Raw genomic sequence first — 20,279 nt, 5'->3', positions numbered from 1 at the left:
CTTCCTTGCCTCGCGGCCAATGGGTGTCCCACATGCTGCCCCTGTCTTCGCTTGGAGAGCGCATAGCGATCCTCGGTCCGTCCAATGCGGGCAAGTCGACGCTGGCCGTCGCCCTTTCCGAAAAACTTGGCGTGCCGCCGGTTCATCTCGATCAGTTGCAGCACCTGCCAAACACCGACTGGCAGCCGCGACCGGAGGCCGAGTTCGCGGCACTGCACGATGCGGCCATTCTTGAAGATGGCTGGGTGATGGAAGGCAATTACTCGCGCCTGATGCCGCAGCGTCTGGCGCGGGCAACCGGCGTCATTCTGGTCACGTCCAGCCCGTGGCTGCGCATTGCGCGCTATTTCAGACGCACGCTCGCCAACCGGTCTGATCGCGCGGGACATCTGGAAGGCGCGCAGGACAGCGTGAAGTGGGCGATGATCCACTGGATCCTCGTGAAGACCCGCAACAGCGACGCCAAATATGCCGAGGTCGTGCGCGGCTCCGGTCTGCCCGCCGTCGAGTGCCACACGGCGGGTGCGCTCAATGCGCTTTACCGGAACTGGGATCTACCGGCACCGCGCTAGGCATGCTTCACGCAGCGAACCGTTTTGCGCCCAGCAGGAAGATGACGCCCATCGCCAGATCCACCGCGCTCATGGCGACACCGGCAAATGCGACTTCACCAAGAGACCAGGCGGCTGTCATGAGGCCGAAGAACACGATCTTGCTCACACCGAAGATCACAAGCACGGGTGTGTGAAGCGTCGTCGCGCGGGCCTGCCAAAGGCCGACAAGGGCAAATAGCAGAATGTTCGTCGCGATGAAGCCTGAATACAGGAAGGGCACATCCGTGGGCAGCGCCGCCATGCCGCCGAACTGTGCGGGGAACATGAATGTGGCGAAGCCCATGAGATTGTAGAAAAACGTGAAGAACAGCGTGTTGCGCAGAAAGCGTTCAGACATTGCGTGGGTCCGGTTCCGGGGCGAAGGATAAGCGCCGGTGAAAGACGCGGGGGCAGGTTTATTGTCTTTCACCGGCGGCAGGATCAGGAGGCCATCAGGGTGAGAAAGTTGGGCTGGCCGTTCGATGCGGTCAGGCCGCCATCGACCGGCAGAATGACGCCGGTGATGAAGCTTGCCTGATCGCTGGCGAGAAAGGCCACCGCGTTTGCGACCTCGAAGGGCTCGACGATCCGGCCCATGGGGATGCGATCCGCAAAGGCCTCCAGCGCGCCGCGCTTGCCTTTCAGGCCGTTGACCAGGCGCGTGTTAGCCGTAGCAGGGGCCACTGCGTTGACGCGCACGCCTTCCGGCCCGAGTTCCAGCGCCATGCCCTGCGTCATCAGCGTCACGGCACCCTTCGAGGCGTTGTAGCCATACATGCCCCAGTCGGCGCGCATGCCCGAAACGGACGACATGTTGACGATGTTGCCTCCCGACCGGCGCAGGGCGGGAAGGGCGGCAAGAGAGACGTGACGCAGGCCGCTGACATTGATGGCCAGCATGGCTTCGAAATCGTCGTCGCTCAGCGTGTCCACCGTGCCCGGATTGGCCACGCCGGCATTGTTGACGAGAACGTCGATGCGCCCGAAGCGCGTCACGGTTTCGGCGATCAGGCGTTCTGCTTCCGCCTTCACGGAGATATCCGCAGCGACGGCCATGGCCCGTTCCGGGCCGAGCTTTGCGACCATCTCATCAAGGTTGGACTGTTCGCGGCCGTTGACGACGACCGAGAAGCCGTCTTCGGCAAGACGTATCGCAATGGCGCGGCCAAGGCCGGTTCCGCCACCGGTGACGATGGCAACTTTGTTCTCGGACATGATCCTGTCCTTTCAGTAGGGGGTTGGGGGGCAATAGGGTTTGAGGGTCTGGTCAGGCGGCTTCGATAAGCTTCCTGAGTTCATCTTCATCGCGGCGGGAGAGCGAGGTCGTGTGGATTCTGCCCTTGCCGCGATAGGCGCTCAGACCGTCCATCACCTTGTCGATTGTCACATCGCGGACGAGCACGAACACCATGGCTTCGTCCTTCTCCAGGCTCGCGGCGACATCGCGCATGAAGCGGTCATCGATGCCGATATCCGTGAACTTGCCGGCCAGTGCGCCGGTGCCCGCGCCGATTACGAGGCCGGCCAGAGGGGCGAGGAAAAGGAAGCCGATGAGCGTGCCCCACCAGCCGCCGCTCAGGGCACCGGCCCCGGTCAGGCTGACGGGCTGGTGCAGTTTGGGCTTGCCCTTCTCGTCCTTGGTCACGACGACAATGTCGTCCAGGGCGAGCAGATAATCGGACTGCATGGCAGCCAGATCCGAACGCAGGGCGAAGGCCGTTGCATCATCCTTGAAACTGATCGCGACAAGCTTGGACATCATGATCTCCTTGGTCAGACAATTTCTTCGGCAGCCTCATCGCTGCCCGTGACCTGAAGATCGGTGTTGTCATGCCAGAAAGCCAATTATCGGATTTTTGAATAGGCATAAAATATGTTATGTCTCGAACATGTCGATCACGCATCTGAGAAGCTTCGTTGAGGTCTACCGTCAGGGTTCGGTCAGTCGCGCCGCGCATGAGCTAGGGCTCACCCAGCCAGCCGTCACCGGGCATATCGCCAGTCTTGAAGCGCAGCTTGAGCGCAAGCTTTTCACGCGCCACGCCCGTGGCGTGACGCCGACGGTCATTGCCGACGAACTGGCCAGTCGCGTCACCGGCGCCATCGATGTGGCGGAGAATGTTCTGGCGGAGGTGCGGGCCCGCTCCATGCGCGTTTCCGGCACGATCCATCTGTGCGGCCCGTCGGACATTCTGTCCGATCTCATTACCGACCGGATCAAGACCCTGATGCACAGCAATCTGGCGGTGCAGCTTCACCCCGCCGTTGATGACGAGCCACCCCGCATGCTGGTCGAGGGGCGGTCAGACTTCGCCTTTGCGGTCAAGGTGCCGGACGATCCACGGATCGAGGCCGCGCTCTATGGGCGCGAGGAGCTGCTGTTGGTGGCTGCGCCTGAGGTCGTGGAGCGGATCGGGCGTGAAACGGCGCTATCGGAAGCGCTGCAGGAGGTTCCGTTCCTCTCCTATGATCTGCAGCGCTATATGATCCGCATGTGGATCGAGCACAATCGGATGTCCATCGGCAATGCGGAAGAGGCGGTTACGACGCCCGATCTGAGAGCGCTCAGGAACTTCGTGGTTGAAGGGTTCGGATGGAGTGTTCTGCCGCGCTATCTGGTGGCCGCGCATCTGCGCTCCGGTGCGCTGGACGTGATCGCAGGGCCACGCGGCAATCCTGAAATCGCCTATTACCTGCTGTGGCTCAAAAGCGCGATGCGCAATCCCAGAACGGCAAGGGCCAAGGCGCTGCTTTTGCAGCCGCCGGGCGATGGTGAGGCTCTCTAGGCCTTCGCCACGCATGATCCGCAATTGCCGCGGATCTCTATCGTGGTCTTGGCCGGCTTGAAGCGGTGGCTTCTGGCCCAGCCGTCGAGCCGGTCCTTCACGATCTCGTCGGAAAACTCTTCCACCTTGCCGCAGGCCTCGCAGATGGCGAAGGCGATCAGTTCCTGTTCGTGACAGTTCGGGTGTGCGCAGGCGACGAAAGCGTTCAGGCTTTCCAGCCGGTGCACAAGGCCCATCTCGGTCAGCTTGTCGAGCGCACGATAGACCTGCAGTGGCGCGCGCAGGCCATCGCCGCGCAGCCGGTCGAGGATCGTGTAGGCGCTGAGAGGAGCTTCTGCGCCGGAGAGCGTTTTCATCACCAGCGCCTGGTTGCGTGTCAGGTCGGCACTCATGGCTTGGTCTCCGTTGCGCGATCGTCGGTTCCTGCCCTTGGCGACGGCATGAGGCTGACGAGAAACAGCGCCAGCGCAGCCACCACGATGGAAGGTCCGGACGGTGTATCGAATTGCAGCGACGCCGTCAGCCCACCGATGACCGAAAGTGCACCGGCAATGGCGGCCAGAACGGCCATCATCTCCGGTCCGCCGGCAAAGCGGCGGGCGGTGGCGGCGGGAATGATGAGCAGCGCGGTGATGAGCAGAATGCCCACCAGCTTCATGGCGATGGCGATGACCGCCGCCATGAGCAGCATGAAGATCAGGCGCGAGCGCTCGGGTTTCAGCCCCTCGGCCTGCGCGATGTCGGTGTTGACGGTGGCCGCCAGAAGCGGCCGCCAGAGCCAGATAAGCAGCCCGAGAACAACCGCGCCGCCGCCATAGATGACGGCGATGTCGAGTTTCGAGACGGCGAGAATGTCGCCGAACAGAAAGCCCATCAGATCCACGCGCACCCACGTCATGAAGGCCACCATGACGAGGCCGAGCGCCAGTGTCGAGTGCGAGAGAATGCCGAGCAGGGCGTCGGTGGAAAGCGCGCGACGCCGCTCCATGATGATGAGCGCTACCGAGGCGAGCGCGGCCACCAGAAACACGCCGACCATCAGGTTGATTTCCATGACCAGCGACAGCGCGACGCCCAGAAGTGCGGAGTGCGCCATGGTATCGCCGAAATAGGCCATGCGCCGCCACACGACGAAACAGCCAAGCGGGCCGGTTACCAGGGCGAGCCCGACACCGGCCACCAGCGCGCGGGTGAAGAAATCATCGAGCATTGTTTGCTCCCTTCGCCGGCGTGTCGCTGGCGCACGCATGGTCGTGATGGTGGTGACCATCCTCGGGATGGCAGTGCTCGGTGATGGTGCCATCTGCATGGCGCACGCGCCCGTCGGCCAGATGCGTGTGGTCGTGGTGATGGCGGTAGAGCGCCAGCGCTTCCGCCGCACGCGTGCCGAAGAGTTTGCGGTATTCGGGGCTGTCCATGACGCTTTGCGGCGCGCCGCGGCAGCACACATGGCCGTTCAGGCAGATCACCGTATCCGTGTCGGCCATGACGATGTGCAGGTCGTGCGAGATCATCAGGATGCCGCAGCCGGTGCGGTCGCGGATCTCGCGAATGAGTTCGTAAAGCGCGGCCTCGCCGGTAAAGTCGACGCCCTGAACGGGCTCGTCGAGCACCAGCAGGTCCGGCTTGCGCAGCATGGCGCGGGCCAGAAGCGCGCGCTGAAACTCGCCGCCGGAAAGGGCGGCCACCTGGCGTCCCGCCAGATGCGCCACGCCCGCTGCCGCGAGCGCTGCCTTGATCTCGGCGCTGCCGGCCGGCGCGGTCAGCGTCATCAGGCGCTCGACGGTCAGTGGCAGCGTCCAGTCGATGGCCACTTTCTGCGGTACGTAGCCGACCCTGAGACCCGGCGCGCGATGCACATGCCCCTCGTTCGGCTGGATGACGCCGATGGCCGTCTTCGCGGTGGTGCTCTTGCCCGAGCCATTGGGGCCGATCAGCGTGACGATTTCGCCGCGCCGCACCGAAAGGTCGACGCCGCGCACCAGCCAGCGCCCGCTGCGGCTCACGCCGGCATTGTGCATCTCCACCAGCATTTCACCGGCGGTTTCGGGGGAGGGGCTTTGTTTTTTCAGCATGTGATTTTTCCGACTTGTCAGCGGATATGGCACACGTTATAGCGTAACGCAAGGATATGTAATGTCATAACATTCACCGAGGCGGTGAAGGTTGGGCTTGCATGCCATGTCCGTCCGTTCAATGCCTACAGGAGCCTTCCATGAAGTCGTTTCGCCTTTCGCTCGCCGCAGCCGCATCCTCCCTTGCGCTGTTGACGCCGGGCGCATTGACCGGAGCTTTTGCCGCCGACATGCAGGTCGTCACGTCCATCAAGCCCGTGCACTCTCTCGTGGCCGGGGTGATGGAGGGCGTAGGCGAGCCGGCGCTCATCCTGCAGGGCGCCGGTTCGCCGCATACCTATTCGATGCGCCCGTCGCAGGCGCGCATGCTGGCCAATGCGGATCTGGTGTTCTGGGTCGGGCCGGGCCTTGAAGTCTTCCTTGAAAAGCCGCTGGAAACGCTGGCCGGTGAGGCGACGCAGGTGGCGCTTTCCGACAGCGAGGGCCTGACCCTGCTCGAGATGCGCGAGGGCGGCGCGTTCGAAGCGCATTCGCATGGCGACGATCATGATGACCATGACGACCATGGCCACGAAGAGGAAGAAGGCGGCCATGATCACGCCCATGAGCATGGTCCCGACGCGCATCTCTGGCTTGATCCGGACAATGCGAAGATCATGGTGAGCGCCATTGCCGAGGCGCTCAGTGCGGCCGATGCGGAGAACGCGTCTGCCTATGCGGCCAACGCCGCCGCACTCAACGAGCGCATCGCGGCGCTCCAGACCGAGCTTTCCGCCGAGCTGGAGCCCGTCAAAGACCGTCCCTTCATCGTGTTCCACGATGCCTATCAGTATTTCGAAAAACAGTTCGGCCTTGCGGCAGCCGGTTCCATCACCGTCAGCCCCGAGATCATTCCCGGTGCGCAGCGTGTCGATGAAATCCGCACCAAGGTGCGTGAGCTTGATGCGGCCTGCGTCTTCGCCGAGCCCCAGTTCGAGCCGCGTCTCGTGGAGGTGGTCACCGAAGGCACTGACGCGAAATCCGGTGTGCTCGATCCGCTGGGCGCCGAGATCGAAGATGGCAAGGATCTCTATTTCGAGCTGATGCGCGGCATGGCGGCCTCGCTGAAGACCTGTCTCACGAAATAGGTTCAGGGGCATGGAGGCGATTGCTTCCAGGCCCGCTCATCCGGCCGGGTTCCGAGCCCATTACCTGCCCGGCTGGATGACGGCCCCGCGCCAAAACCCGTTTCAGTAGCCGCCCGCCTCTGGGGTGGCCATGAGTTTCCAGACTTGCCTGGGCCCGGTTCTCTACCGGGGAGAAAGCCGGCATTTGCTTGTCCAATTTTAGTAACGTTATAACAAATAGGAGAGAAACGATGCGTCCTTCCATAGTCCTTCTGCGTGCAGGGCTTTTGAGCGCGGGTGCAGCGCTCGCCGCGCTGCATCCGGCCCACGCCGATGAGCACGAGGCCTGGCGGCTGTTCGTCGCCGACCATTCCGCGCCGGAGCTTCGTGTGCTCGATGCGGAAAAGGGCGAGACGATTGAAACCTTCTCGCTCAAGTCTCCTGCGCGCGTCTACGCCACGGAGAGCAATGAGACCGTCTTTGCCGTCCAGCGTGACGCCAACACGGTGACGGCGTTCTCCAGCGGCATCCATTTCGACGATCACGGCGATCATGCCGACATGGAAGTCAGCGCTCCCAAGGCGCTCGACGGTTCCGTCGATGGCGACCGGCCGGTGCATTTCGTCTCCCATTATGGCGAGATCGCCCTTTTCTTCGATGGCGAGGGCGTGGCCCGCGTGGTTTCGGAGAAGCAGGTGCAGGACGGCAAGCCCGAATTCCGCGAGCTGAAGACCTCCGCACCGCACCATGGCGTCGTCATTCCCTATGGCGCGCACGCCATCGCGACCGTTCCCAACAGCAAGGACCCGAGCGAGCTGCCCGAGGGTGTGCAGGTGGTGGACGCCAAGGGAGAAGCCGTGGGGGATGCCGCAGCCTGCCCGGGCCTGCATGGTGAAGCCACCTCCGGCAATATCACGGCCATTGCCTGCGATACGGGCCTGCTCCTGGTTTCGGGAAGCCGCAGTGCCGCGCCCGTGATCCAGCATCTCGCCTACACGAAGTCGCTGCCCGACGATCTGAAGGTCTCGACGCTCGCCGGCGGCAAGGCGCTGCAGTACTTCCTCGGCAATTTCGGCAAGTCGAACCTCGTCCTGATCGACCCGGAAGACGAAGATGCCTTCCGCCTGATCGAACTGCCGGTGCGCGCCGTGCACTTCGTGGTCGACCCGGTGCGTCCGAAGTTCGCCTATGTCTTCACCGAGGATGGCAAGCTGAACCGCATCAATGTGCTTTCGGGCAAGATCGACAAGTCGGTTGAGCTGACGGCAGCCTATTCGATGGATGGCCACTGGTCCGATCCGCGTCCGCGCATCGCCGTCACCGGCGACGAGATCATGGTCACCGATCCGCTCAAGAGCGTTATCCGTGCGGTCGACGCGGAGACCTTCGAGAAGGCGCGCGACATTGCCGTTGAGGGCATGCCCTACAACATCGTGGCCGTCGGTGGTTCGGGCGAGCAGCACGAAAACCACTGATCCAGGATTGTGTTGGAATGAAAAAAAGCCCCGGCATTGCCGGGGCTTTTTGCTTTGGGGCAGGGATGTCTCAAAGCGCGGTCAGTGCGTGCGCTCAGTGGCGCGAAAGCCAGTCGTCGATCTCGCGCTCGGCTTCTTCCTGGGCTTTGCCGTAGCGCTCCTGCAGCTTTCCGGCGAGTTCCCGTCGGTTGCCGCGCACCACGTCGAGATCGTCATTGGTGAGCTTGCCCCAGTTCTGCTGGACCTTGCCCTTGAACTGTTCCCAATTGCCTTCGATCTGATTCCAATTCATGACTTATCCTTCCGCATCTCTGCGGAGTGCACTCCGGTTTGTCTTCATCGGCCTAGGTGTCTCAACAATGCGCGAGCGGTGATGAAGTTCCCGCCTTTTCATAGCCGCGCCCAAATTGAAGCGCAGCGTCGCAGGACCTAAATCAAGCGGGAAAGGAAGCGATCATGGAAAGCCAGCCCGCCCCCTTTGTGCCGCCGGCCCCCAGCCCGCGCACCAAGCCGCCCTCCACGCTGGAGATGATGCGGATCGTCTATCGCAATCCGCTCGAACTGTGGGGCGAGCCTTCCTACAACGAGCCGTGGATCAACATCGAGAACACGATTGGCGGGCCGCTGGTCATCGCCAATGATCCGGGGTTGATCCGGCATGTGCTCGTTGACAATGCGAAAAACTACAAGATGGCGCGAGTGCGCCAAAAAATCCTTCGCCCGATTCTGCGCGATGGTCTTCTTACGGCGGAAGGGGCCGTGTGGCGGCGTTCGCGCAAGGCCATGGCCCCGGTCTTCACGCCGCGCCACATTGCCGGTTTTGCAAAGCCGATGCTGGAGCGCAGCCGCGCCTTCGTCGAACGCTATGAAGATGCGGCAGGGCCGGTGGATGTGTCGCGCGACATGACGCTCCTGACCTTCGACATTCTGGCCGAGACGCTTTTCTCCGGCGAAATTGCGGGCGAGCCGGGCAGTTTCGCCGAACAGGTGGATCGCCTGTTTGAAACCATGGGCCGCGTCGATCCGCTGGATCTTCTGGGCGCGCCGGACTGGCTGCCCCGCATCACGCGCCTTCTGGGGCGCAACTCGCTTACCTTCTTCCGCAACATCGTGGCCGAGACCATGGCTCTACGGAAAGAGAAGATGGCGCGCGGCAGCGATGTGCCGGAAGACTTCCTCACGCTTCTCCTGCGCGCCGAAGGGCCGGAAGGGCTGACGCGCGAGGAGATCGAGGACAACATCATCACCTTCATCGGCGCCGGTCACGAGACCACGGCGCGGGCGCTGGGCTGGACGATCTACTGTCTCGCCGAAGCCCCCTGGGAGCGCGAGAAGGTGGAAGCCGAGATCGATGCGGTGCTCTCCCGCGAGCCCGATCCGGTCAACTGGCTCGATGCCATGCCCCTGACGCGCGCCGCGTTTGAGGAGGCGTTGCGGCTTTATCCGCCTGCACCTTCGATCAACCGGGAGGCAATCGCGGAGGATCGCTACCAAGACCTGACCATCGTGAAGGGGGCGCAGGTGCTTGTCATGCCATGGACGGTGCATCGCCACCGGGCGCTGTGGGACAATCCCGAGGCCTTCATCCCGTCGCGCTTCCATCCGGGCAACAGGGAGACGCTCGACCGCTATCAGTATCTGCCCTTCGGCGCGGGGCCGCGCGTGTGCATCGGGGCCACTTTCGCCATGCAGGAGGCCGTCATAGCGCTCGCCATCCTGCTTTCCCGCTTCCGTTTCGACACGCTGCCGGAAACGAAGCCATGGCCGGTTCAGAAACTGACCACCCAGCCACAGGGCGGCCTGCCCATGCGCGTGAGCCGACGCTGAGGAGGCGCTAGGGGTGAAAACTATCCCCCCTGAAACACATTCTCCACATGCACCGGCCAGCGGCGGGGGAGGATGGCGACGAGATCGAAGCGTAGCGAAAGGCGGGCGTGGTCGGGCTGGCGGCCAAGCCACAGATCGGCGGCGTGTTCGATGCGGATCTGCGCCTGATAGCCGACCGCGTCCATTGCCTGCTCCAGCGTCGGCCGCGCCTTGACCTCGACAATCGCAACCACATCGCCGCGCCGGGCGATCAGGTCTATCTCGCCGAGTTTCGTGCGGTAGCGCCGGGCCAGAATGCGGTAGCCCTTGAGGCGCAGGGCCATTGCTGCGAACCATTCGCCGCGATGGCCGAGCCTGTAGGCCTTGCGCCGCGCCTCAGCCGGCATCGCTTTCGGCCTTCAGCGCCAGAAGCCTCTGATAAAGTTCGGATTTGCGGCCGCCCGTCATGCGCGCCGCCTCGCCGGCGGCCTTGGAGGCCGACATTTCGGTGGAGAGCGACAGAAGCAGCCGGTCGACATCCTCGGCGCTGACGCTTTCCTCTTCCTGCGGCGGCTCGATGCAGACAACGACCTCGCCCTTGGGTGCGCCGGTTTCGGCATAATGCTCGGCCAGCTCGGCCAGTGTGCCGCGGCGGAATTCCTCGAAGGTCTTGGTGAGTTCCCGCGCGACGCAGGCAGAGCGTTCCGCTCCCAGTGTTGCCGCCATGCTGGCAAGGCTCTCGGCCAGCCGGCGCGGGGATTCGAAGAAGATCAGCGTGGCCGGCGTCTGGCGGAAGGTTTCGAGCCGCGCGCGGCGCTGGCCTTCCTTGACCGGCAGAAAGCCGCCGAAGAGAAAGGCATCCGTTGGCAGGCCGGAGGCTGAAAGCGCCGTCAGCACCGCCGAGGGACCGGGAATGGGAACGACGCGCAGCCCCTTTTCGACGGCCTGATCGACAAGCCTGTAACCGGGGTCGGAGACAAGCGGCGTGCCGGCGTCGGAGATCAACGCTACGCTCTTGCCATCCTCGATGGCGGCCAGCAGGCGGGGGCCTGCCTCGCGCGCATTGTGCTCGTGATAGGCGGTGAGGCTGTGGCTGATGCCATAGCGCGCCATCAGCACGCGCGAGACGCGGGTGTCTTCACAGGCAACGATGTCCGCGCCCGCCAGAATGTGGAGCGCGCGCAGCGTGATGTCGCCCAGATTGCCGATGGGCGTCGCCACCAGATAGAGCGCGGGCTCCAGCGGGTCGGCGCCGATACGGGCGTTGCCGACGACGAAACTTTTCTCCACGCGCGGGTTATCCATAGCTCATTGGTCCTTATTCGCTCATCTCTTTGACATGCCGACATGAGGGTTGCAAAGTCGCGCGCTCAATTTGGGACGGATGCGGTAATGAAGTTATGGACAATGCCCGGTCGCAGGGCCGGGTTTCTCACGGGCGCGCTTGCAGCGCTTCTGGCGCTTGGCGGCTGCATGGGCAGCGATGTGCCTTACGGCGTGCCGCAGACGAATGGCCAGAGCGGCTTCAACCAGCCCTTCGCGGACAATGCCCCGCGTCAGCCGGCCACGGGCGAGGTGATCGGCTCGGGCGATACGCGGGTGGCGCTTCTCCTGCCGCTGACGGGTGAGGGCAACGCAAGCCGCATCGCCGCCGAACTCAAGAACGCGGCCCTGCTGGCGATGGACGACAGCGGCATGCAGACGCTGGAACTTGTCGTCAAGGACACGGGCGGCACGACCGAAGGCGCGACCGCCGCCGCCACACAGGCGCTGACGGAAGGCGCGTCTGCCGTTCTGGGGCCGCTCTTCTCGGCCAATGTTCGCGCTGCAACACCGGCGTTGCAGGCAACGCAGACGCCGATGATCGCATTCTCGTCGGACCGCGCGGCTGCTTCGCCGGGCGTCTACCTCAACTCATTCCTGCCGCAGGGCGTCGTGAACCGCACGCTCACCTATGCCGCCGGTCAGGGCGTGCGCTCCGTTGTGGCGATCCTGCCGGAAGGGGCGGCTGGCGATCTCGCCGAGGCCGAGGCGCGGCGCACCATGCAGCAAACCGGCGGTGAGCTTACGGCGGTGGCGCGCTACGCCTATGACAACATGTCCGTCTATGAAGCTGTGCAAAGCGTGGCCAGCGCCGTGCGGGCCGCCGATGCGGTGTTCATTCCCGATGGCGGCAGCAGCCCGGCGACCATCGTCACCACCATGACGGAAACCGGCATCGACGTTTCCAACAAGAAGATCCTCGGAACCGGGCAGTGGACGAGCGCCAATCTCGCCGACCCTGCGCTTCAGGGCGCGTGGTTCGCCGATACGGATCAGGCGCGCGTCAACACCTACAAGCAGCGCTATCAGGCCCGCTTCGGTGCCGAGCCCTCGCTCACATCGGCGCTCGCCTATGACACGGTCGTTCTGGTGGCCAACATTGCAAAGGGCGGCGGCGGCATTCAGCGCCATGCGCTTGAAACGCCGGTCGGCTTCAATGGCTATACCGGGCTGTTCCGCTTCAATGGCGACGGCACGACCGAACGCGGCTACGCGGTCTACGAGGTGCGTGAGGGCCGTCCGCAGGTCATTGAGGCCGCGCCAACCCGGTTCGGCGGGGCTTTCTAGACCGTCCTTTGATCGAGCGTCGGCTCAGTCTGCTGCGGCGAAATGCGCGATCTGGTCGGCATGCGCCTTCGCAAAGGCCGGGCGGGCGGTGGCGCGCGCAACATAGGCGCGGCAGGCCGGATAACCCGCCAGCCCGTCGAAACGGTCGACCAGTCGCAGCACATCGGCCATGGCGATGTCGGCGATGGAAAAGCTGTCCGCCAGCCATTCGCGCTCAGCCAGAACGCTCTCCATGTGCTTCAGGCGGGCGTTCAGGAAGTCGTTGAGGGGCTTCCAGCCGGGCGTGTCGCCGGCAAGGCCGTGAAACTGAAAGATCGTCCAGGGCAGGCTTGCCGCCTCGACCGAGTTCAGCGCTGCAAACAGCCAGGCGATGGTTTCACTGCGGCCCTTTTCATCCGTGGGCATCAGGGCATCGCTCTTTTCGCCCAGATGCAGCAGGATCGCGCCGCTTTCGAAGATCGAGGTGTCGCCATCCGTCAGCCACGGCACCTGCCCGAAGGGCTGGTGCGAGAAGTGCCCGGGCTGCCGGTCGCTGAACGCCGCGCTTTCCACGCGGTAAGGCAGGCCGGCCTCTTCCAGAGCCCATCTTATCCTCAGGTCGCGCACATAGCCGCGCGGCAGCTCGGGCACCCAGTCGAACGTCGTCAGCGTCAGCTCTGCCATCAATCGTCTCCTCTTCCCGGGCCCCGAGCTATAGCGGGCCACCGGCGAGGCAACAAGGCGACGAGGGACACAGGCGCATTCGCTCCTGCCATATGCTGCAATCGGTTTCTGAGACCCGGGAATGCCGGCCTATTCGCGCGCCAGATCGGCCACGACCGCATCCAGCACGATCATGCCCTGCGGGGTGGCGCGCAGGCGGGTGTTGCCGATGGGCTCGACAAGGCCCTCTTCCTGCAATACGGCGATGCGGCTGTTTGAAAGCGCACGACCGGAAAGCGTCTCGTAGCGCGGCAGGTCGATGCCCTCGACAAGGCGCAGGCCCATCAGCAGGAACTCGTCGGCTTCCTCGTCATGCGTCAGCACCTCCCCGCCGATCACGCCATGGCCCTTGGTTTCCACCCGCTCCAGCCAGGTTTCCGGCATCTTCTCGGTGAAGGTGACATGGCGGCGGCCATTCTCGATGAAACGGCCATGGGCGCCGGGGCCGACGCCGACATATTCGCCATAGCGCCAGTAAACGAGGTTGTGGCGGCTTTCCGCGCCGGGGCGGGCATGGTTGGAAATCTCATAGGCCGGCAGGCCGTGCGCCGCCGTCACTTCCTGCGTGATCTCGTAGAGCCGCGCGGCGTGGTCGCCATCGGGCATGTCGAGCTTGCCGGCGGCATGCAGAAGCTGGAAGCGCGTGCCTTCCTCGATGGTGAGCTGGTAAAGCGACAGGTGGTCGGCGGCGTGGCCGATGGCCTGTCTGAGCTCTTCGGCCCAGGCTTCCTCGCTCTGGCCGGGACGCGCATAGATCAGGTCGAAGGAAAGGCGCGGGAAGGTCTCGCGGGCAAGGCCGATGGCCTTCAGCGCCTCTTCCACATTGTGCAGACGGCCGAGAAACTTGAGATCGCGATCGTTGAGCGCCTGCACGCCGAGCGAAACCCGGTTGACGCCGGCAGCGCGGTAGCCGCGAAAACGGTCGGCCTCGACGGAGCTTGGATTGGCCTCCAGCGTCACCTCAATGCCGTCTGGAATATTCCAGTTGGCGGCGACCGCGTCGAGTAGAGCGCCGACCGTACGCGGCTCCATCAGCGAGGGCGTGCCCCCGCCCAGAAAGATGCTGGTGACGGTGCGCGGCCCGGTGCGGGCGCGCATGGTGGCAAGCTCGCGCTCAAAGGCGGCGGCAAAGCGCTCCTGATCCACCGGCTGGTGGCGCACATGGCTGTTGAAGTCGCAATAAGGGCATTTGGCCGCGCAGAACGGCCAATGCAGATAGATGCCGAAGCCCGGCGTCCTATCGAGCGGGGTGATCACGCGGCGCCCAGCCTTGCCCGGGCGAACTTCTGGAATGCGCGGGCGCGGTGGGAGAGGGCGTGCTCGTCGCCGGGCTTCCAGCCGTGCTTCTCCTCGGCCGTCATCTCGCCGAAGGTGACGTCATAGCCCTCGGGCTGGAACACCGGATCATAGCCGAACCCGTCCGTGCCGCGCGGCGGCCAGACCAGATGGCCTTCGGCTTCACCGCGGTAGTATTCGGTCTCGCCATCGGGAAAGCACAGGCAAAGCGTCGCCACGAAGCGGCCGGTGCGCTTTTCCGGCGTGTCCGCGCCAGCCTCGGAAAGCAGTTTTTGCGTCTTCTCCATGGCCATCATGAAGTCGCGACTGCCGTCATCCTTCGTCGCCCAGTCGGCGGTGTAGACGCCGGGTGCGCCGTCCAGCGCATCCACGCAGAGACCGGAATCGTCCGACAGCGCCGGCAGGCCGGTGGCCTCGGCGGCGGCAAGCGCCTTGATGCGGGCGTTCTCTTCAAACGTCGTGCCGGTTTCTTCCGGCTCGGGCAGGCCAAGCTCGGCAGCCGAGCGCACCGTGTAGCCGAACGGGGCCAAAAGGTCTGAAAACTCGCGAAGCTTGCCCTTGTTATGGCTGGCGAGCACAAAGGTCTTGTTGTCGATCGGTCTCAAGTCAGTCCCCAGATGCGCGGTTCGGCGAATTCGAGCGAATTGCCGGAAGGATCGCGGAAATAGATCGAGCGGCCGCCACCCGGCCATTCGAAATCCGCCTCGATGGCGATGCCGGCGGCTTCGAGATGCGCCTTCCAGCGGGCAATCTCTTCGGCAGTTGCGGCAAAACAGAGGTGGCCCTGTCCGCGCGCGCCGTGCGGCGGCACGGGAAGCCGGGCGTCGGCTGCGGGCGGTTCGGCGGTTGCCGCCGGGTTGAACAGCAGCAGCACGGTCTGCCCGCAGCGAAAGAACACATGCCTGCCCTCGACCCTGGCAATCCGCTCCAGCCCGAGCGCCTCGCCATAGAAGCGCTCGGCTTCGGCAAGGTCGCTCACATAGAGCGCGGCTTCCAGTATGGCCGGGGGTTGCATGGCTCGGTTACGACCCTTTCGGGATCAGAGCATCGGACCGAAAGTGGAAACCGGTTTTCGGTCTATTCCGATGCTCCATCTAATGTTCAGATCGTCCTTTGTGCGTCCGAATGGGACGCACGGCGATCCAGCTCAGGAGCCAGCTCAGGAGATTGCCATCTTCTGCATGTCCACGAGCTTGGTGATACCCTTGCGGGCGAGTCCCATCAAGGCTGCGAACTCGTCCTCGGAGAAGGGCTCGCCTTCAGCCGTGCCCTGAATCTCCACGATGCCGCCCTTGCCGGTCATCACGAAGTTGGCGTCGGTCTCGGCAGCCGAATCCTCGGGATAGTCGAGGTCGAGAACGGGCGTTCCGTTGTAGATGCCGCAGGAAATGGCGGCCACATGGTCCTTGAGGACCTTGTCGCGGCTGACCATCTGGCGTGCTTCCATCCACGAAAGGCAGTCCGAAAGGGCGATGAAACCGCCGGTGATGGCTGCCGTGCGGGTGCCGCCATCGGCCTGGATCACGTCGCAGTCGACGGTGATCTGCTTTTCGCCAAGCGCCTGCAGGTCGACGACCGAGCGCAGCGAGCGGCCGATCAGACGCTGGATCTCGAGCGTGCGGCCGCCCTGCTTGCCGGAAGAGGCCTCGCGGCGCATGCGGTCGCCGGTGGAGCGCGGCAGCATGCCGTATTCCGCCGTCACCCAGCCCTGGCCGGAATTGCGGAGCCATGGCGGCACGCGCTCTTCGAGGCTGGCCGTGCACAGCACATGGGTGTCGCCGAAGCGGACCAGACACGACCCCTCAGCGTGCTTGGAAAAGCCCCGCTCGAAGCTGACGGCACGCATTTCATCGGGTTCGCGTTTGGAAGGGCGCATGGGCGGTTCTCTCCAGTGTCATTTGGTGTTGGCGGCTTGTAGCTTCGCGGGTGCGTCAACGCAAAGGAAATCCGGAAACGACTGGAAATCCAGCTGTGCGCGCACCTTCATGACTGTTGTCATCCATGGGATGCCGCTTATATTCGACATATCAGAGGCCGCGAATGACGAAACCAGTCTTGGACAGAGATTTTCACGAACACGCACTGCAATCGCTGGATTCCCGCTCCCGCGAGATTTTCCGCGTCATCGTGGAATCCTATCTGAGAGACGGCGACCCGCTGGGTTCGCGCAGCCTTTCGCGCATTCTCTCCACGCAGCTTTCGCCGGCCACCATCCGCAATGTGATGAGCGACCTGGAGCATCTGGGCCTCATTTACGCGCCGCATGTTTCTGCCGGCCGCATGCCCACGCAGCAGGGGTTACGTTTCTTCGTCGACGCCTTCATGGAAATCGGCGACCTGTCGGACAATGAGCGCCGCATCATCGAAACGCAGGTCAAGGCGTCGAGCAGCGGTCATTCGCTCGATCACATGCTGACGGAGGCGAGCCAGCTTCTGTCCGGCCTTTCGCGCGGTGCGGGACTGGTGCTCGCCACAAAGTCGGAAGCAGCGCTCAAGCACATCGAATTCGTGCAGCTTGAGCCGCGCAAGGGGCTTGCCGTGCTCGTCTCGCAGAATGGCGACGTGGAAAACCGCGTCATCGATCTGCCGGAAGGCGTCACCATCTCGCAATTGCATGAGGCGTCCAACTTCCTCAATGCGCATATTCGTGGCCGCACGCTCGCCGAAACGCGGACCGAGCTGTCGCGCCTGCAGGAAGAAACACGCGCCGCGCTCGACACGCTCTCGCAGGAGCTGGTGGAGCAGGGGCTCGCCGTGTGGGCGGGGACCGAAAGCGGCCAGCCAGCGCGGCTGATCGTGCGTGGCCGGGCAAACCTTCTGGAAAACCTGACGGCGGAGGCCGATCTGGAGCTTCTGCGCCGGCTGTTCGAAGATCTGGAGACCAAGGAGGGTCTCATCCAGCTTCTCGACATGGCCGAGGAAGGGTCGGGCGTGCGCATCTTCATCGGTTCGGAGAACCGGCTCTTCTCGCTTTCCGGCTCGTCGCTTGTGGTTGCGCCCTATCGCGATCAGGAATCGCGTGTGATTGGCGCGCTGGGCGTCATCGGCCCCACGCGGCTCAACTATGCCCGCATCGTGCCGATGGTCGACTATACGGCCCAGATCGTGGGGCGCCTTCTGCGTTAGCGGATTAAGTCACACCGGAAGCCAGTACGCGATTGCGTCAGCCCACCCCTTGATTTTGCCCGCACGAACCTCGATATCGGACGCAATATCCGAACAATTCTAGAACCATAGACGGACTGTCATGACCAATCAGGCTAAGGACAACGAAGCAACCAGACCCGGAACGGCCGAGGAGCAGGACCTGAAGGCGTCCGAAGCGCACGCCGGCGGCGAGGCGGTTTCGGAAGAAGACGTCCTGGTGCGGCTGGCCAGGGAAAACGAGGAGCTGAAGGAACGCGCCCTTCGCCTCGCGGCCGAAATGGAAAACCTGCGCAAGCGCACCGCACGCGACGTCGCCGAAGCGCGCAGCTATTCGATCGCCGGCTTCGCCCGCGACATGCTGACGGTTTCCGACAATCTGCGCCGTGCGCTCGAAGCGGTGCCGGCGGAAGCCCGTGCGGCTGCCGAGAGCGGACTTGCCTCGCTGATGGAAGGCGTCGAGATGACGGAGCGCTCCATGCTCTCCACGCTGGAGCGCCATGGCGTGAAGCAGCTCGACCCGAAGGGTGAGCGTTTCGACCCGCATTTCCATCAGGCAATGTTCGAGGTGCCGGATCCGACAACCCCTGAAAACACCGTCGTTCAGGTGGTGCAGCAGGGCTTCGTGATCGGCGAGCGCGTTCTGCGCCCGGCCATGGTCGGCGTCGCCAAGGGCGGCCCGAAGGCCGGCGCGGTACAGAATGGCGAGAATGCTTCGGCAGAGCCCGGCCCGCCCAATCCGCAGGCCGAACGCGACGCGTAAGGCGTGATTTGTTCATCGCCGCGGGGCATCGCGCGCCCGCGGCGACAGACCTCTCCTGCACCTCTTTCCGGGCGCAAAAATCGCTTTGTAGCGGCGCTTGCTTCCTATTCATCCGCCCTTCGGCTATCCAGAGTGCCGGGGAGGGGCAGATGGATCCTATTCAGCTTCTTGATTATGCGGGTGTTGCGGTGTTTGCCGCCACAGGCGCGCTTGCGGCCTCACGCAAGGAACTCGACCTTATCGGTTTCATGTTCCTGGCCGGTGTGACGGGCACAGGCGGCGGCACGCTGCGCGATCTCGTTCTGGGCGTTCCGGTCTTCTGGGTCGAAAACCACATTTACATCATCGTCTGCGCCGTCGTGGCGCTGCTCGTCTTCTTTGGCGCGCCGCTGGTGGAATATCGCTATCGGCTGCTTCTGTGGCTCGATGCCGCCGGCCTTGCCGCCTATTCGGTGCTGGGCGCGGCCAAGGGGCTTGAAGCGTCCGGTTCGGCCATCGTGGCGGTGGTGACGGGCATGCTCACCGCAACATTCGGCGGCGTGTTGCGCGATGTGCTGGCGGGCGAACCTTCGGTTCTCATGCGTCCGGAAGTCTATGTCTCTGCCGCGCTGGTCGGAGCCAGCGTGTTCACCGTGGCCGATCTGGCAGGTATGCAGGGCGCTGTGGCGGCCCTGATCGCCGTCACCGCCGCTTTTCTGGTGCGCGGCGGCGCCCTCAAATTCGGCTGGACGATCCCGCGCTATCGTTCGCGGCCGGGCCGTCCGCCGGAAGAGCTAGAGTAGTGCCCTAGATCAGGCCAGCCTGTTCGGCCTCGTAGCGCAGGTCTTTCTGCGGGCGCGGGCCATACTGCTGGATGACCAGACCGGCGGCGAATGAGCCCAGCCGGCCGCAATCGGCGAGGCTGCGCCCGTTCGTGTAGCCGTAGAGAAAGCCTGCCGCATAGAGATCGCCTGCGCCGGTGGTATCCACCAGCTCGTCGATGGCAATGGCGTCGACCGGGATCGTCTCATCCCTGGTGACGATGATCGAGCCCTTCTCGGAGCGGGTCACGATCGCCATGCTAGTGTCTCTGCGGATTTCTTCCAGTGCACTGTCGAAGGACGCGGTCTGGTAAAGCGACAGAAGCTCGTGCTCATTGGCGAAAACGATGTTCACGCGGCCCGAGCGCATCAGTTCCAGAAACTCGTTGCGGTAGCGGTCGACGCAGAACGGGTCTGACAGCGACATGGCCACTTCACGGCCTGCGGCATGGGCCGCGTCGGCGGTCATGCGGATCGCTTCCTTGGCGCGCGGCGGGTCCCACAGATAGCCCTCGAAATAGGTGACCTTGGAGCCGCTGGCCTTTTTCTCTTCCACGTCTTCCGGGCCAAGCTCCACGCAGGCGCCCAGATAGGTGTTCATGGAACGCTCGCCATCCGGGGTGACGAAGATCATGGAGCGGGCTGTCGGCGGATGTCCGTCAAGCGGCTTGGTGTCGAAGGCGACGCCCAGCGCGCGAATGTCGTGCGCGAAGATCTTGCCGAGCGCATCGTCGGAGACCTTGCCGAAATAGGCAGCCTTGCCGCCGAAGCCCGCAATGCCGGCCGCCGTGTTGCCGGCGCTGCCGCCGGAAGCCTCGATGGCCTGTCCCATGCGGTCATAGAGCAGGGTGGCGCGGTCGACATCGATGAGGTTCATCGCGCCGCGGATGATGTTGTTGTCTTCCAGAAACGCTTCGTCGCAACGGGCGATAATGTCGACAATGGCGTTGCCGATGCACAGCACGTCATATTCGCTCAAGTTCAGATCTCCAGATATGCAAGGGAAGCGTTGTTGGCTCAAATCTCCGGGCGGTTTAGCGGTTTGACCGGGATTTGCAAGCCATCGGTGCGAACCGTGCGCCTTGCACCGGCCTTGAGCGCACCCTATCTCGAAGCGGCAGAC

Annotated in this window: 24 protein-coding genes; 9 read left to right on the top strand and 15 right to left on the bottom strand. The window is 63.9% G+C overall.

All coding sequences use genetic code 11. The annotated features are described in order from the left end of the window. Positions 1-32: 32 nt before the first annotated feature. Entirely contained in the window at positions 33-572 is a 540-nt protein-coding gene (locus AC4PTT_RS18770; protein WP_297561296.1) for a P-loop NTPase family protein, read from the top strand. A 7-nt stretch (positions 573-579) separates the two neighbouring features. Here AC4PTT_RS18770 and AC4PTT_RS18765 read toward each other — a convergent pair whose 3' ends face one another. From AC4PTT_RS18765 to AC4PTT_RS18755, 3 genes are all read right to left on the bottom strand, one after another. Continuing rightward, a complete protein-coding gene (locus AC4PTT_RS18765; protein ID WP_283800318.1) occupies positions 580-951 on the bottom strand; it encodes a hypothetical protein in 372 nt (123 codons plus the stop codon). 83 nt (positions 952-1,034) lie between these two features. Continuing rightward, positions 1,035-1,808, bottom strand: coding sequence for a meso-2,3-butanediol dehydrogenase (gene budC / locus AC4PTT_RS18760; RefSeq protein WP_492161857.1), 774 nt, complete (start codon positions 1,806-1,808; stop codon positions 1,035-1,037). A gap of 52 nt (positions 1,809-1,860) precedes the next feature. Next, a complete protein-coding gene (locus AC4PTT_RS18755; protein WP_206994378.1) occupies positions 1,861-2,352 on the bottom strand; it encodes a DUF1269 domain-containing protein in 492 nt (163 codons plus the stop codon). 130 nt (positions 2,353-2,482) lie between these two features. Between AC4PTT_RS18755 and AC4PTT_RS18750 the strand changes: the two genes are divergently transcribed. Beyond that, the gene (locus AC4PTT_RS18750; protein WP_206544426.1) at positions 2,483-3,379 is read left to right on the top strand and encodes a LysR family transcriptional regulator; all 897 of its coding nucleotides are present in this window, start codon (positions 2,483-2,485) and stop codon (positions 3,377-3,379) included. On the opposite strand, the gene AC4PTT_RS18745 is transcribed toward AC4PTT_RS18750, so the two are convergent. From AC4PTT_RS18745 to AC4PTT_RS18735, 3 genes are read right to left on the bottom strand one after another with little or no spacing between them, the layout of a single operon-like run. Further along, the gene (locus AC4PTT_RS18745) at positions 3,376-3,771 is read right to left on the bottom strand and encodes a Fur family transcriptional regulator (RefSeq protein ID WP_206544427.1); all 396 of its coding nucleotides are present in this window, start codon (positions 3,769-3,771) and stop codon (positions 3,376-3,378) included. The genes AC4PTT_RS18750 and AC4PTT_RS18745 overlap by 4 nt on opposite strands. Beyond that, on the bottom strand, positions 3,768-4,589 hold the full coding sequence (gene znuB / locus AC4PTT_RS18740; protein ID WP_206544428.1) for a zinc ABC transporter permease subunit ZnuB: 822 nt from the start codon (positions 4,587-4,589) through the stop codon (positions 3,768-3,770). The genes AC4PTT_RS18745 and znuB overlap by 4 nt, the downstream gene beginning before the upstream one ends. Next, the gene (locus tag AC4PTT_RS18735; protein ID WP_206544429.1) at positions 4,579-5,454 is read right to left on the bottom strand and encodes an ATP-binding cassette domain-containing protein; all 876 of its coding nucleotides are present in this window, start codon (positions 5,452-5,454) and stop codon (positions 4,579-4,581) included. The genes znuB and AC4PTT_RS18735 overlap by 11 nt, the downstream gene beginning before the upstream one ends. A gap of 140 nt (positions 5,455-5,594) precedes the next feature. On the opposite strand from AC4PTT_RS18735, the gene znuA reads away from it, so the two are divergent. Both znuA and aztD read left to right on the top strand, forming a co-directional pair. Further along, positions 5,595-6,581, top strand: a complete 987-nt coding sequence (znuA, locus tag AC4PTT_RS18730; RefSeq protein ID WP_492161856.1) for a zinc ABC transporter substrate-binding protein ZnuA — start codon at positions 5,595-5,597, stop codon at positions 6,579-6,581. A 230-nt stretch (positions 6,582-6,811) separates the two neighbouring features. Further along, positions 6,812-8,035, top strand: coding sequence for a zinc metallochaperone AztD (aztD, locus tag AC4PTT_RS18725; protein ID WP_492161855.1), 1,224 nt, complete (start codon positions 6,812-6,814; stop codon positions 8,033-8,035). A 94-nt stretch (positions 8,036-8,129) separates the two neighbouring features. On the opposite strand, the gene AC4PTT_RS18720 is transcribed toward aztD, so the two are convergent. Continuing rightward, positions 8,130-8,327 (bottom strand): CsbD family protein, encoded by a 198-nt coding sequence (locus tag AC4PTT_RS18720; protein ID WP_206544432.1) that lies wholly within the window; start codon positions 8,325-8,327, stop codon positions 8,130-8,132. Positions 8,328-8,491: 164 nt separating this feature from the next. Here AC4PTT_RS18720 and AC4PTT_RS18715 point away from each other — a divergent pair, with 164 nt between their 5' ends. Beyond that, positions 8,492-9,862, top strand: a complete 1,371-nt coding sequence (locus AC4PTT_RS18715; RefSeq protein WP_492161854.1) for a cytochrome P450 — start codon at positions 8,492-8,494, stop codon at positions 9,860-9,862. Positions 9,863-9,882: 20 nt separating this feature from the next. Here AC4PTT_RS18715 and AC4PTT_RS18710 read toward each other — a convergent pair whose 3' ends face one another. Continuing rightward, entirely contained in the window at positions 9,883-10,248 is a 366-nt protein-coding gene (locus AC4PTT_RS18710) for a YraN family protein (RefSeq protein ID WP_113153913.1), read from the bottom strand. Beyond that, positions 10,238-11,146 (bottom strand): 16S rRNA (cytidine(1402)-2'-O)-methyltransferase, encoded by a 909-nt coding sequence (gene rsmI / locus AC4PTT_RS18705; RefSeq protein WP_492161853.1) that lies wholly within the window; start codon positions 11,144-11,146, stop codon positions 10,238-10,240. Before rsmI ends, AC4PTT_RS18710 begins: the two co-directional genes overlap by 11 nt. An 87-nt stretch (positions 11,147-11,233) precedes the next feature. Here rsmI and AC4PTT_RS18700 point away from each other — a divergent pair, with 87 nt between their 5' ends. Then, entirely contained in the window at positions 11,234-12,451 is a 1,218-nt protein-coding gene (locus tag AC4PTT_RS18700) for a penicillin-binding protein activator (RefSeq protein ID WP_492161852.1), read from the top strand. Between the two features lie 24 nt (positions 12,452-12,475). On the opposite strand, the gene AC4PTT_RS18695 is transcribed toward AC4PTT_RS18700, so the two are convergent. The 5 genes from AC4PTT_RS18695 to rph form a co-directional block, all read right to left on the bottom strand. Next, positions 12,476-13,114, bottom strand: a complete 639-nt coding sequence (locus AC4PTT_RS18695; RefSeq protein WP_492161851.1) for a glutathione S-transferase family protein — start codon at positions 13,112-13,114, stop codon at positions 12,476-12,478. Positions 13,115-13,243: 129 nt separating this feature from the next. Next, on the bottom strand, positions 13,244-14,410 hold the full coding sequence (gene hemW, locus AC4PTT_RS18690) for a radical SAM family heme chaperone HemW (protein WP_492161850.1): 1,167 nt from the start codon (positions 14,408-14,410) through the stop codon (positions 13,244-13,246). Continuing rightward, positions 14,407-15,054, bottom strand: coding sequence for an RdgB/HAM1 family non-canonical purine NTP pyrophosphatase (gene rdgB, locus AC4PTT_RS18685; protein ID WP_299940357.1), 648 nt, complete (start codon positions 15,052-15,054; stop codon positions 14,407-14,409). Before rdgB ends, hemW begins: the two co-directional genes overlap by 4 nt. Next, entirely contained in the window at positions 15,051-15,464 is a 414-nt protein-coding gene (locus AC4PTT_RS18680) for a VOC family protein (RefSeq protein ID WP_206544439.1), read from the bottom strand. The genes rdgB and AC4PTT_RS18680 overlap by 4 nt, the downstream gene beginning before the upstream one ends. Positions 15,465-15,608: 144 nt before the next feature. Continuing rightward, on the bottom strand, positions 15,609-16,325 hold the full coding sequence (gene rph / locus AC4PTT_RS18675; protein ID WP_113153919.1) for a ribonuclease PH: 717 nt from the start codon (positions 16,323-16,325) through the stop codon (positions 15,609-15,611). A gap of 164 nt (positions 16,326-16,489) precedes the next feature. Here rph and hrcA point away from each other — a divergent pair, with 164 nt between their 5' ends. The 3 genes from hrcA (at position 16,490) to AC4PTT_RS18660 (ending at position 19,138) form a co-directional block, all read left to right on the top strand. Beyond that, a complete protein-coding gene (gene hrcA / locus AC4PTT_RS18670; RefSeq protein ID WP_113153920.1) occupies positions 16,490-17,575 on the top strand; it encodes a heat-inducible transcriptional repressor HrcA in 1,086 nt (361 codons plus the stop codon). Between the two features lie 121 nt (positions 17,576-17,696). After that, positions 17,697-18,356 (top strand): nucleotide exchange factor GrpE, encoded by a 660-nt coding sequence (gene grpE / locus AC4PTT_RS18665; RefSeq protein WP_206544440.1) that lies wholly within the window; start codon positions 17,697-17,699, stop codon positions 18,354-18,356. Between the two features lie 149 nt (positions 18,357-18,505). Further along, complete coding sequence (locus AC4PTT_RS18660) at positions 18,506-19,138, top strand: trimeric intracellular cation channel family protein (RefSeq protein WP_206553554.1); 633 nt, start codon at positions 18,506-18,508, stop codon at positions 19,136-19,138. A 4-nt stretch (positions 19,139-19,142) separates the two neighbouring features. On the opposite strand, the gene AC4PTT_RS18655 is transcribed toward AC4PTT_RS18660, so the two are convergent. Beyond that, positions 19,143-20,135: an adenosine kinase gene (locus AC4PTT_RS18655; protein ID WP_113153923.1), complete on the bottom strand. Its 993-nt coding sequence runs from the start codon at positions 20,133-20,135 to the stop codon at positions 19,143-19,145. Positions 20,136-20,279: the final 144 nt, after the last annotated feature.

Source organism: Nitratireductor sp. WH36-1, from assembly GCF_058725515.1.
Note: the sequence above shows the minus strand (reverse complement) of the source record. Positions and strands in the feature narration are given on the sequence as shown.